Source organism: Peptoniphilus koenoeneniae (assembly GCF_030812875.1).
Lineage (GTDB): Bacteria > Bacillota > Clostridia > Tissierellales > Peptoniphilaceae > Peptoniphilus_B > Peptoniphilus_B koenoeneniae.
The window spans coordinates 1-12,812 of the sequence record NZ_JAUSTN010000007.1 but is presented as its reverse complement, the minus strand read 5'-3'; the positions used below and the strand labels follow the sequence as shown (position 1 = coordinate 12,812).

Sequence of the window (12,812 nt, the reverse complement as noted above, 5' to 3'; positions counted from 1 at the left end):
TTATAACATATTGCATATAATCTTGATAAACTCTATAATTAAATTGAGGTGAAATTTGTGAAAAATGCAAAACCCGGCTATGAAGTTATTGCCGACTATATAAAAAATGATATTTTAAATTCATCTTATAAAGTTGGAGATAAAATTCCTTCTGAAAGAAGCTTATCTCAAAAATATGAGGTAAGTCGTTCTACAATAAGAGAAGCGGTAAGAAGCCTTGAAAATTCAGGTCTTCTTCTTACAAAACACGGTGGTGGCACCTATGTAAAAGGTGATTTTTCACAAGGGCTCTATTCTCCTCTTTCAATGATAAGTGATTTAAATAAGATACCCATAAGACAAATTATGGAATTTCGTACAATGTATGAATTAAACACAGCATCTCTTGCAGCCATTTATAGAAGCGAAGATCAATTAGAAGAGCTGAAAAATATAATTGATAAAATGCAAGATGAAGAATCTTATGAGAATTTTAAATACCTGGATTTAAAACTTCACAAGCTTCTTGCTCAAATGACTCACAATGAACTTATTGAAAACAGTTTTGATTCATCAATAATGCTTTTTGAGCATAATAATCATGATTTCAGAGTGAAACTTTTACATGACCCTTTAAGATTTGAAGCTGTTAAAAAACAGCACCTTAAAATTTATGAGGCTATAAAAAATAAGGATCCTAAGCTTGCCCAGGAAAAAATGAGAGACCATATGGAATTTTTAGATGAAACTCTTGAAATACAAAAAAGCTCAAGAAATTTTGGAGGTTACAATAAGATGGATTTTAAAATTGATGGAGATTCTATTTATTTAGGTAATTCAAAAGATGATTATAGTGCCCTTATCCACTTTGTAAAAGATGGAGACACTTTAAATATCGATCATACTTTAGTAAAGCCGGAGCTGCAAGGCAAAGGAATTGCGGCAAAATTACTTGAAGAAGTTGCAAAATATGCAAGAAAAAATAACTTTAAAGTATCTGCAACTTGTTCTTATGCCAAGGAAAAACTTGAAAATGATGATTCCTATGAGGATATTAGAAAATAAGTTTAAAAATTAAATTTAAAACTTAATTTAATTTTAAAAAGGAGAAAATACAAGTAATTGCATTAACTCCTTTTTGTTTTACAAAAACAGAGGTGATAATTTGCATAATATAAACTTAATAAAAAGAGTTTTAAAATATTTTAAAAAATATAAAAAAATTTTACTTTTAGATCTTTTTTGTGCTGGACTTACAACGACAAGTGAAATGATCCTTCCTCTTATCTTAAGAAAGCTTTCAAACACAGGCCTTTATAACTTTGAAAGTCTTACAATAAATTTTGTTTTGAACTTGGGGCTTTTTTATTTAATTATAAAAATTGTGGAAATAATTGCCCAATACTATATGACTAGTATAGGCCATATTATGGGGGCAAAAATTGAAACCGATATGAGAAAAGATCTTTACTCTCATCTTCAAACTCTTTCAGATTCTTTTTACAATGAAACAAAAGTTGGAGTCATAATGTCAAGAATCACTAACGATTTATTTGACATAACTGAATTTGCCCACCATTGTCCCGAAGAATATTTTATAGGATCCATAAAAATTTTAATTTCTTTTATAATTTTAATAAATATAAATTATAAAATGACTCTTTTAATTTATCTTATGATTCCCGTTATGATATTTTTTGCAAGAAAATATAATAAGAAGATGAGAAAGGCTCAAAAGGACCAAAGGATCCACATAGGTCATTTAAATTCAACTATAGAGGATTCCCTTCTTGGTATAAGAGTTGTAAAATCTTTTGCCAATGAAGATTTGGAAAATGAAAAATTTTTGGGTCAAAACAATAAATTTTTAGACATAAAAAAATCATTTTATAGGGCAATGGCAGGCTTCACAAGAGTTACAAGGACCTTTGACGGACTTATGTATCTGATTTTAATATTAAGCGGCGGATTCTTTATGATTAATAAGGAGCTTATGCCTGGAGATTTAATTGTCTATGTTATGTATGTTACAAGTTTACTTGCAACTGTAAGAAGAATTGTTGAATTTACCGAACAATTTCAAAAGGGTATGACAGGAATTGAAAGATTTTCAGAAATTATGGACTTAAATCCTGATATAAAAGATAAAAAAGATGCACAAGTTTTGAAAAATGTTAAGGGAAATATTATTTTTAATTCGGTAGATTTTAAGTACGAAAAAAATAATGATTATGTTTTAAAAAACTTAAATTTAAATATTGCTTCCGGAAAAAAACTTGCAATTGTCGGACCCAGTGGGTCAGGAAAAACTACAATTTGTAATTTGATACCCAGGTTTTATGATGTAAGTGCTGGCTCAATTACAATTGACGGAATTGATATAAGGGATGTAACTTTAGATTCTTTAAGAAATAATATAGGCATTGTTCAACAAGATGTATATTTATTTTCTGGCACAATTTTAGACAACATTAAATACGGAAAATTTTATGCAAGTGATGAAGAAGTGGTTGAGGCGGCAAAACTTGCTGGAGCTTATGACTTTATAAAAAATTTACCAGAGGGTTTTGACACTTATGTAGGTGAAAGGGGTCTTAAACTTTCCGGTGGCCAAAAGCAAAGAATTTCCATAGCCAGGGTCTTTTTAAAAAATCCTCCAATTTTAATTTTGGATGAGGCTACCTCTGCTCTTGACAATAAATCTGAAATGATAGTTCAGGAATCTTTGGAAAAACTTTCAAAGGGAAGAACTACCATAACTATTGCTCACAGACTTACCACAGTTCAAAATTCAGATTTAATACTTGTTATGACTAAAGATGGAATTGTTGAAATGGGAACTCACGAAGAGCTTATGGAAAAAAGGGCTTATTATTATAATCTTTACACCAAGGGAGGAAGTCTTTTATAAAATTTTCATAAAAAAACTGCACCATAAAAAGTGCAGTTTTTATTTTTATTTTTTATTTTGGTAAATTTAATATTTGACCAGGGAATATTAAGTTTGGATTTTTTAAGCTATTGGCATTAATTATTTCTTCTGCATTTAGTTTGAGTTCTCTTGAAATTTTATAGATCCAATCTCCGCTTTTTACAGTGTAAGTCTTTTTTTGACTTTCTCTTTGTTCTTGAACTTCTTTTTTAATTTCTTTTTTAATTCCCTTATTCGGTGATGATTTTTCAGATTTAGTTATTTCATCATTTTCTACCTTTTCCTTAGGTTTAACTACTTTGCCGTCAACTATTATTCCTTTTTCTTTTAATTTTTCAATGTTTAAAGATTCATGATAGGGTGCTTCTATATAACCTTCATTTACAAGTTCTATTATTTCTTTTCTTAGAGGATTGTTAAAGTCTGTTCCTATTATTTCCCAATTTTTAGAAATAGTTGGACTTATTTTCTTTTGTTCTTTTATATAGTTTGCAATATAATCACGAATTGCTATTGGTGATTCCCAATCTCTGTTTCCTGCTACAAGTTTATTTGCTTTTAAGCCGGAAGAATAACGATAGTTATTAACTGCAAGTTTTAATACTTGATCGTCTTTTAATGCTTTTCCCTTATACATTACATCTTTAATTCTATTTCCTGCTTCTTGAGATAAATCTATTTTGTAGTCTACCCCTTTAAAAATATCATATCTGTAGCCTGGAACATCTTCTGAAAATGATACTGAAAGATCTCCCTTTTTATATTGATTATAAAAAGCTGCTGACCATTCCATATAATCTTTTAATTCTTTTCCCGTTACATTTACTGTATAAAGAGTATTATCAAATTTATAGATTTTAAAAATATCTCCATAAGTTATATTTCCCTTATGAAGGTCTGAATCGTCTCTAAAAAGTGCAACTGCAGTAACATCTGCTCCGCTCATCTTTAATTGGCATTTTCCTATTAAATCTATTACTCCGCTATCTTCAAGCCATCCTTGAGGAATTTTTCTTATTTCATTTTTTGGTTGAAAATCTGCTGTTGCTATTCCGAAAATTCCTCCGCCTGCTTCTGAACTCTTTCCTGTTCCTTGAATGAAATTTATTGTATTTTCGTGTTCTTCTTTTATTACGTTTCTTAAGCTTTCAGAAGGTTTAACGTCGTCCATTTTTATTACATCAACTTTTTTTTCTATGGTTTTATAGCCTTCAGGTGTTTTTTCAAGAACTAGTTGAAATTTTACAAGATCTCGTCCGTTATTTCTTGGTGCTCCATATACAACTCCATTTTTTTCACCCTTATCAATCATGTGAAAATGTCCTGCTAATACAAGATCTACGCCTTTAACTTCTTCAATTAACTTTTCAAGTCCGTCGCTTCCGCCGTCAATATCATATTCAGGAACTAAGCCTGCATGTGCAGCTACAATTACTAAGTCACATTTTTCTTTTTCTTTTAAAATTGGAACATATTTTTTTGCAGTTTCTGTAAGACCTTTAAAGTTTAAAGATTTAACTTTATCTCCGTCCCAGCGTGGTACGTTGGGATTTGTAAGTCCAAGTATTCCTATTTTTATTCCTTGTCTTTCTACAACTACATAGGGCTTTACTTGTTCAAAGTTTTTTCCATCTTTTGTTGTAAGATTTGCTGCAAGAGTGGGCGTTTTCTTTTCATTTACTATTTTTTTAAGAAAGTCAATTCCAAAATTAAATTCATGATTTCCTAAAACTGTTGCATCATATTTCATGTAATCAAGAACTTTTGACATAGGATGAATTACGTCTTTTTTCTTGTTATAAATTGCATCGGACATTATAGTTCCTTGATAGGTGTCCCCGTCATCAATTAATACTATAGGACCCTTTTTTCTTTCTTCTTCAACATAGGTTGCAATTCTTGCAAGTCCGTTGTTTTTTCCTTCTTTGTTGTCTTCATAACTATATCCGTATGGATTTGCATGAATGTCGCTGGTTCCTATAATTGTTAAATTAATTTTTTGAGAATCTGCAAATGCAAATGTCAAAAGCATGCTCAGCATAATAAAAGCTGATAAGATTTTTGAAATTTTCTTTTTCATATTACCCCTCACAATTCTGATTTGATAAAATTAAATTTTATCACTTATAAAAAATAGGCGGAAAATTATTTCCACCTATATTTTATAATTTTTTTTATTTTTTAACAATTATTTGAAGCTTAACATAAATACTTTTTTCAACTACTTTTTAAGAGGGCTGCTATTTCATCTTCAAAATCATCAAATGCTAACTCAAAATAATATAAATCTTTATATTCCCTTACAAAATCTTTAAGTTCTAAGTTATTTTTACACTTACTGATTAAAGCATTATGCTTTTCTGAAACAAATGATTCAAGGTCTTTTAATTCTTCAAAACTTTCTCTATCAATTCCTGCATATTTGCAAATTAAACCTATTTTTTCTTTTTTTGATTTTGCTGTGTTTATTTCAGATATAATTTTATCGTAAACTGCTTCATAATCTATTTCTATTGCTTCTTTTAAGAGTTTTATCTCATCTGTGTTATTGTTTCCATTTATTTCTTCGTCTGCTTGTATGACATCTGCTCTTATTTCCATTAAATCTCTACATAGACCCAGGAAGTTATCTGTTATAATGGGATATTGCGAAAATTTTATCAAATTTTCTATAATGCCTTCTCTTTTGCCTAAGGTTTTTATTTCTTTTTTTATGTTTTCTCTTTTAAATTCCAGCGAAAAATCGAGACCAAACAAATTTGAATGTTTAAGAAATATAATTTTTTCCCCATGTGTTTGTGGTCCATAACTATATTTTGACATTATTTTTATTATTTTTTCTTCAATTACCATTGCCTTCCTACTTTCTATTTTACTTCTATTTATTTTTTATATTTTATATGTATCTTTTCTTTATTGTCCTATTTAATATTTATGTTTCTATTTTATTATTTAGTCTTTCAGTGGATTTGTAAATGGTATTTGCCTTTTATTTTGCATAAATGTAAGCACAAAAATAAAGCCATAACTAGGCCTTATTTTTGTCTTATATTGTTAGTTACTATTCGGCGATTCTATATCTTTTTATTTGTAATCTTTTTATAAGTCTTGATTGGTTATTCGCCTTACTTTTTAAATTTTCAAAAAAGTGAAATTTTTATTTTTTAACAATTAGTTGAAGTTCAACAGGAATACTCTTTACAACTTCTTTTCCGTTTAAAACGTCCATTGCTGTTTCAACTGCTTTTTCTCCCATTAACTTAGGTTGTTGAGCAATTGTTGCTGCAAGTTCTCCTGCTTCTACTGCTTTTACTGCATCGTCTGTTGCATCAAAGCCTACAACTTTTATATTTTCTCTACCGCTTGCTTTTATTGCTTCTAAAGCACCAAGTGCCATTTCATCGTTGTGAGCAAATACTGCATCGATTTCGCTTTGGGATTGAAGAATATTTTCCATTACTTCAAGACCTTTAACTCTGTCATAGTCTGCTGTTTGTTTTGCTACTACTTCAATGTCTGAACCTTTAATTGCTTCATTAAAGCCTTGTCCTCTTTCAATTGCTGAGTTTGCTCCAGGAATTCCTTCAAGTTCTACAACTTTTCCTTTTCCGCCAAGTTGTTCAACTATAAATTCTCCTGCCATTTTTCCTCCGGCAAAATTGTCAGATGCAACTTCTGCTACAACTCCTCCTCCGTTTGATACTCTATCAACTGTGATTACAGGAATTTTAGCTTCGTTTGCTGCTTCAACGCTTGGTACTATGGCATCACTGTCAGTTGGATTTACAATTATTAAATCTACTCCTCTTGTGATTAAGTCTTCCATGTTTGCAGTTGCTTTTGCTGAATCGTCTTGAGAATCAAGTACTATTAATTCAACTCCAAGTTCCTTTGCTTTTGCTTCTGCTCCTTCTTTTAATGTTACAAAGAAGGGATTTGTTTGTGTAGAAACTACAAAACCTATTTTCTTACCTTCTCCTGCACCTTCTTGTTTTTTGTTTCCATTAGCAGGTGCTTCTTTTTTTGCTCCACATCCAACAAGGCCTAAAACCATTACTAGTGAAAGTAGAGCTGCGATAAATCTTCTCATTTTAATATCTCCTCTCTTATATTTATACTTGCATTGCAAGTTATAAGCTTAAAAAACTACTCCCGATTTTAAAATAATATTTGAATAGGGAGTAAATTCTCCTGTCCTAATTGCTGCCACGCAATTTTTAGAAATTGCTTTTAATTCTTCATGGGGAATTTCTTCAACTTTTGCATCCCCTAAAAGTTTCAAGATTTTTTCCCTGTATTGGGGATTCTTTTCTTTAAGTTCCAAATCTATTACTGCTCCTTCAATGTGAAGCTCTTCCAAAACTTTTTCAAGAACATCTAAAAATCCTGGGATTCCTTCTGAAACTGCAAGATCTATAAATTTAACTCCCTTTGGCACAGGCATTCCTGCATCCCCTATCATAATCATGTCCGTATGGGCAGATTCTGCTATTATTTTTGAAATTTCTGCATTTAAAATTCCTATTTTTTTCATAAATACTCCTTAGTGTTTACTTTTTCTATCAAGTAGTACAGCTATTAAAATTACCATTGCTTTAGCTATCATTTGATAATAGGATTGAACATTTAATAAATTTAAAGTGTTATTTAAAATTCCTATTATTAAAGCTCCTATAAGAGTTCCTATTATTGAACCTTGTCCTCCTGAAAGGGAAGTGCCTCCTAAAACTACAGCAGCTATTGCATCCATTTCATAGCCTTCTCCCGCTGTAGGTTGGGCTGAGGACAGCCTTGAAAGAACAATTAGACCTACAATAGCACTCATAAGACCATTGATGGCATAGGCGCTTATTTTTACTTTATGGGTGTTTATACCAGAAAGCATTGAAGATTCTTCATTGCCTCCGACTGCATAGATATATCTTCCAAATTTTGTATGATTAAGTAGAAAATACCCTACAATAAAGACAACTATTGTTATGATGATTGGAACGTGAATGCCAAATACATTTCCCCTTCCTATAAAGGTGAATACTTTTGAAACTTCTTTTGCTGGTACAGGAATTGGCTTACCATTTGTAAATACCAGCGTTCCCCCTCTTAAGAGTTGCATCATTACAAGAGTTGCTATAAAGGGTTGAATTCCTCCTTTTGTAATAAAAATACCATTTAATGTTCCTGCCACAAGTCCTATTAAAAGAGCTATTAATATTACAAGAAAAATGTTCATTCCGCCCTTTATTAAGTAAGCTCCTAGGGCACTGGAAAAAGCAAGAACTGAACCTACGGAAAGGTCAATGCCTGCAGTTAAAATTACAAAAGTCATTCCTATTGCTATAATCGCATTTATCGAAGTCTGCCTTAAAACATTAAAAAGGTTATTTGCCGTTAAAAATCTGTCGCTTACAAAACTTATAATGACTACGAAAATAAAAAGCCCTATAATAGGACGAGCTTTATTTAACAATTCTTTATTTTTTTCACTCATTTTTCTTCCTCTACTTCCATAATATAGGTCATAATCTTTTCCTGACTTGCCTCTTCTCTTGAAAGGGTTGCCTTCTTCCTTCCCTCATTCATTACTAAAATCCTGTCACACATTCCTAAAATTTCCTGCATATCTGAAGAAATTATAATTATTGCCTTGCCCTCTTTTTTTAAATTATTTAATAACTCATAAATTTCTTTTTTTGCTCCAACATCAATTCCCCTTGTAGGTTCATCTAAGATTAAGAGCTTGGGCTCAGTTAATAAAGATTTTGCGATGGCAACTTTTTGTTGATTGCCTCCGCTTAAATTTTTTACCTTTTGCTTTGTTCCTGTGGTTTTTATGCTTATTGATTTAATATATTTTTGACTTTCTTCTTTTTCTTTTCTTTTGTTAATGGATAAAAAATTAATAAACTTATCAAGAGCTGAAAGAGTTATATTTTCTCCAACATTCATACCTATTATAAGGCTTTCGCCCTTTCTGTCTTCAGATACATAAACTATTCCCTTATTAAGAGAATCTTTGGGGGATTTAATGCTTATTTCTTTTCCATCTAAAATCATCTTTCCCTTATCAAGTTTATAAAAACCAAAGATAGTCTTGGCAAGCTCTGTTCTTCCTGAGCCTACAAGACCTGATATTCCTAAAATTTCTCCACTGTTTACTGAAAAAGAAATATCTTTTACATATTCATTGGTAAAATTTTCAACTCTAAAAATTTCCTGACCTTGACATTCAACATGGGGGAATTGTTCATCGAGGCTTCTTCCTACCATCATCTTAATAATTTCATCAATATTTAAGCCTTGAACTGCACATTCATCAATGTATTTTCCGTCTCTTAAAACCGTAACCCTATCACAAATTTCAAAAATTTCGTCTAATTTGTGGCTTATATAAATAATTCCCTTTTCTTGTTTTTTTAGTTCCCTTATTATGGTAAATAAAACCTGGGCTTCTGCTTCCGTAAGGGTGTCTGTGGGTTCATCCAAAATTATTATTTGAGCATTTATAGAAAGAGCTTTTGCTATTTCCACCATTTGTTGTTGGGCTATGGAAAGTAATTTTACAGGTGTCTTTGGATTTAAATTAAGATTTAATTTTTCAAGATACTTTTTACTTTCCAATATCATGGCTCTCTTATCAAGAAGACCTAATGAATTTGTAATTTCTCTGCCTAAAAAAATATTTTCATAGATTGTAAGCTGAGGTATTAAATTTAATTCCTGGTGAATAATGGCAATTCCCTTTTCCGTTGCTTCTGAAGGTGAATTTACACTTATTTTTTCATTATTTAAAATAATTTCTCCCTGGTCAGCCTTATATGCTCCCGAAAGAATTTTCATAAGGGTACTTTTGCCTGCTCCATTTTCTCCTAAAAGAGCCATAACCTGACCCTTATAGACATTTAAATTTACCTTATCAAGAGCTTTTACACCGGGAAAGGATTTTGAAATATTATTCATCTTTAAAATAGGTTCCATATCAACCTCCAATTTTAAAGTTTTCCACTTCTTCTTTACTAGGTATAGAAGTTTGTGCTCCAAGTCTTCCTATGGCTATTGCAGCAGTTTTTTGTCCGTAATTAATAGCCTCATCAAGGTCAGAATTTTCTACAAACTTGTTGCAAAAACCTCCTATAAAACTATCTCCTGCAGCTGTAGTGTCTACAACTTCCGCCTTATAAGCTGTAAAAAACTTTTCAACCTTATCAGTTTTTAAAAATACTCCTCTTTCTCCAAGGGTTACTATTATTATTTTTATTCCCAGATCAAATAAGTTTTGAGCAGCCTTTTTTATTCCTTCTTCTGTTTGAGTTTGAACCCCTGTAATTCTTTCAAGTTCATATTCATTTGGCACAATAATATCTATAAGACTTATTACTTCCTCTGGGATTTCTCTTGCAGGCGCAGGATTTAAAAGAGTTTTAACATTTTTTTCCCTTGCAAGTTTTAAAAGATAATTTATTGCATCTTGAGGGATTTCATTTTGCATTACAAGAATTGATGCTCCGTCCAAGACTTCTTTTACACTGTCAATATAAGGCCCATCAATTTTTCCGTTCGCCCCTTCTATGTAGATAATGTTGTTTTTACCTTTGTCATCCACATTTATTATTGCAACTCCTGTGGAGCAATCTTCCTCTTTTATTTCTTCTATTTTTATTTGAGATTCTTTCATGGATGCAAGGACTTTTTGGCCAAAAATATCTTTGCCTACTTTTCCTAAAAAAGTGCAGTCTCCACCAAGTTTTGCAATTGCCACTGCTTGATTGGCACCCTTTCCTCCAGGTATTGTTAAAAATTCTTTACCTGGAACTGTTTCTCCGATTTTTGGAATTTCGTGACACCTTACTACTAAATCCATATTTATGCTACCAGCTACAATTATTTTTTTCATTTATTACTACTCCAAACTTATTAAGTGTATGTTTCATTACTATTTTATACTATATAGTATACACTACAAATTTACTGTAAAAACTATCAAATAAAAAAAAGAGATGAAAAAGTTTTCACCTCTTTTTTATTAATTTTATTTTTACTTAAAAGTTCCCTTTTCTTTTAAATTTTCTATTTCTTCATCACTATAAGAAAGCTTTTTTAAAATTTCTATATTATCTGAACCAATTTTCTTTCCTGGAAATTTATATTCTTGCTTGCTTTCTGAAAATTTTATGGGACTTGCAAATTGTTTGATTTTTTTGTCTCCCATTTTCATTTCAATTATTAAATTTCTTTCTTTAATGTGGGGATCCTCAAGGATTTCTTCTAAATTTAAAACAGGTTCTGTGCAGACGTCTTCATCTTTAAATATTAAAGTCCACTCTTCTAAAGTCTTTTCTCTTATCTTTTTTCTAATTTCTTCTTTAGCATTTAAATCTTTTGGAGAATCTGATTTTATATTTAAAATTTGGCAAAATCTAGAATAAAATTTAGGTTCAAGAGCTCCAACGCTTAAAAATCTTCCGTCTTTTGTCTTATAAAAATCATAATTGCTACCTCCGTTTAAAAGTTCTCCTTCTCTTTTTGGAGATTCTCCTGAAAGTAAAAAATCACTTCCAACTAAAGAGTTCATAGGTAAAAGCCCATCCATCATAGATATGTCTATAAATTGGCCCTTTCCTGTTTGATTTCTATAATTTACTGAAGCAAGGATTCCAAGACAAGCATTCATTGCTCCTCCTGCTAAATCTGCAATTTGTGTTCCATAAAGTTTTGGTCCTTCTTCTTTTGATCCACTAAAACTCATAATACCTGACTTACCAAGAAAGTTTATATCATGTCCTGCCCTATCTCTATAAGGACCTGTTTGTCCGTATCCAGTTATGGAACAATAAATGATTTTAGGATTTATCTTTTTTAAATCTTTATATCCTAAGCCTAATTTATCCATTACACCAGGTCTAAATTGTTCAAGGATAATATCATATTCACCTATTAATTCTTCTACAATTTTTATTGCTTCTTCTGTTTTTAAATTTAGAGCTAAAGTTTTTTTGTTCCTGTTAAGCCACAATAAATTTGCCGATCTCTCATCAATTTTTGGTCCTTCTTCTAAAACGAGGTCATATTTTGAAGGAGATGAGATTTTAATTACATCAGCTCCCATGTCTGCAAGAATCATTGAAGCATAAGGTCCTGGCAAAAGAGTTGTAAAGTCTAAAATTTTAAGATTTGAAAGCGCGTTCATAATTACCTCACTTTGTTTCAATCAGTTGACCCTTATAGTCACTTAAATCTCCCATATTTTTTACATTTTTATATCCAAGTTCACCTAAAGTATCAGCTGCAGCTTTTCCATCTCCAGATTTAATATAGACAAAAATAAGTTGTTCTTTATCCAAGAGGTTTATTTTTGCCCCTGATTTTATAGTTTTCTCAGGAATATTTATAGCTCCTTCAATATGGCCCTCATCATAGTCTTTTGGCTCTGAGATGTCTACTATAACATATTCTTCATTTTCAGACATAAGTTTTTCCGCTTCTTCCTTTGAAACATTCTGTGCTGAAAATTTTTCTTCCTGCAGTTTTTCTTTATCTGTTTCAAGGTTTTCTATTTTCTTTGTTTCATTGGTTTCATCCGGTTTTCTTACATCCATATACCAGTACATATATCCTATTCCTGATCCTAAAATAAGAATTAATAATATGGCATAAATTTTATTTTTCATACATACCTCCATTTTTTGGTGCGCTCAAGAGGATTCGAACCTCTGACCAACAGTTTCGGAAACTGCTGCTCTATCCCCTGAGCTATGAGCGCTGATAAAAAAAGGTGGCTTACCGCCACCTAGTATTTTTAATTTTAGTCGAGTAATTTTGATACAACGCCTGATGCTACTGTTCTTCCACCTTCTCTTATGGCGAATCTTAATCCTTCATCCATTGCGATTGGTGTTATTAGTTC

12 protein-coding genes and 1 tRNA gene are annotated in these 12,812 nt (G+C 31.1%); 2 read left to right on the top strand and 11 right to left on the bottom strand.

Going from position 1 to position 12,812, the window contains the following annotated elements:
- Positions 1 to 57 precede the first annotated feature (57 nt).
- Together J2S72_RS06975 and J2S72_RS06970 are read left to right on the top strand one after the other, a co-directional pair.
- Positions 58 to 1,044, top strand: coding sequence for a GNAT family N-acetyltransferase (locus J2S72_RS06975; protein ID WP_023054973.1), 987 nt, complete (start codon positions 58 to 60; stop codon positions 1,042 to 1,044).
- A gap of 100 nt (positions 1,045 to 1,144) precedes the next feature.
- A complete protein-coding gene (locus J2S72_RS06970; protein ID WP_023054969.1) occupies positions 1,145 to 2,890 on the top strand; it encodes an ABC transporter ATP-binding protein in 1,746 nt (581 codons plus the stop codon).
- A gap of 52 nt (positions 2,891 to 2,942) precedes the next feature.
- On the opposite strand, the gene J2S72_RS06965 is transcribed toward J2S72_RS06970, so the two are convergent.
- The 11 genes from J2S72_RS06965 to J2S72_RS06915 all read right to left on the bottom strand — a co-directional run.
- The gene (locus tag J2S72_RS06965; RefSeq protein ID WP_023054972.1) at positions 2,943 to 4,991 is read right to left on the bottom strand and encodes a 5'-nucleotidase C-terminal domain-containing protein; all 2,049 of its coding nucleotides are present in this window, start codon (positions 4,989 to 4,991) and stop codon (positions 2,943 to 2,945) included.
- Positions 4,992 to 5,128: 137 nt separating this feature from the next.
- Positions 5,129 to 5,764, bottom strand: coding sequence for a hypothetical protein (locus J2S72_RS06960; protein ID WP_307495240.1), 636 nt, complete (start codon positions 5,762 to 5,764; stop codon positions 5,129 to 5,131).
- Positions 5,765 to 6,068: 304 nt separating this feature from the next.
- Positions 6,069 to 7,001, bottom strand: a complete 933-nt coding sequence (rbsB, locus tag J2S72_RS06955) for a ribose ABC transporter substrate-binding protein RbsB (protein ID WP_023054979.1) — start codon at positions 6,999 to 7,001, stop codon at positions 6,069 to 6,071.
- Between the two features lie 48 nt (positions 7,002 to 7,049).
- Positions 7,050 to 7,445: a D-ribose pyranase gene (rbsD, locus tag J2S72_RS06950; protein ID WP_023054975.1), complete on the bottom strand. Its 396-nt coding sequence runs from the start codon at positions 7,443 to 7,445 to the stop codon at positions 7,050 to 7,052.
- Positions 7,446 to 7,454: 9 nt separating this feature from the next.
- Positions 7,455 to 8,399: a ribose ABC transporter permease gene (gene rbsC / locus J2S72_RS06945; protein ID WP_023054983.1), complete on the bottom strand. Its 945-nt coding sequence runs from the start codon at positions 8,397 to 8,399 to the stop codon at positions 7,455 to 7,457.
- Positions 8,396 to 9,886 (bottom strand): sugar ABC transporter ATP-binding protein, encoded by a 1,491-nt coding sequence (locus tag J2S72_RS06940; RefSeq protein WP_023054971.1) that lies wholly within the window; start codon positions 9,884 to 9,886, stop codon positions 8,396 to 8,398. Before J2S72_RS06940 ends, rbsC begins: the two co-directional genes overlap by 4 nt.
- A 1-nt stretch (position 9,887) precedes the next feature.
- Positions 9,888 to 10,802, bottom strand: a complete 915-nt coding sequence (rbsK, locus tag J2S72_RS06935) for a ribokinase (RefSeq protein ID WP_023054981.1) — start codon at positions 10,800 to 10,802, stop codon at positions 9,888 to 9,890.
- Between the two features lie 141 nt (positions 10,803 to 10,943).
- Positions 10,944 to 12,095 (bottom strand): CaiB/BaiF CoA transferase family protein, encoded by a 1,152-nt coding sequence (locus J2S72_RS06930; RefSeq protein WP_023054966.1) that lies wholly within the window; start codon positions 12,093 to 12,095, stop codon positions 10,944 to 10,946.
- Between the two features lie 7 nt (positions 12,096 to 12,102).
- Positions 12,103 to 12,576 (bottom strand): rhodanese-like domain-containing protein, encoded by a 474-nt coding sequence (locus J2S72_RS06925; RefSeq protein WP_023054970.1) that lies wholly within the window; start codon positions 12,574 to 12,576, stop codon positions 12,103 to 12,105.
- A gap of 16 nt (positions 12,577 to 12,592) precedes the next feature.
- Positions 12,593 to 12,668: transfer RNA gene (locus tag J2S72_RS06920), tRNA-Arg, on the bottom strand.
- A 42-nt stretch (positions 12,669 to 12,710) separates the two neighbouring features.
- Positions 12,711 to 12,812 (bottom strand): EF-Tu C-terminal domain-related protein (locus J2S72_RS06915; RefSeq protein WP_503128800.1); only part of this gene is annotated, 102 nt, incomplete at its 5' end.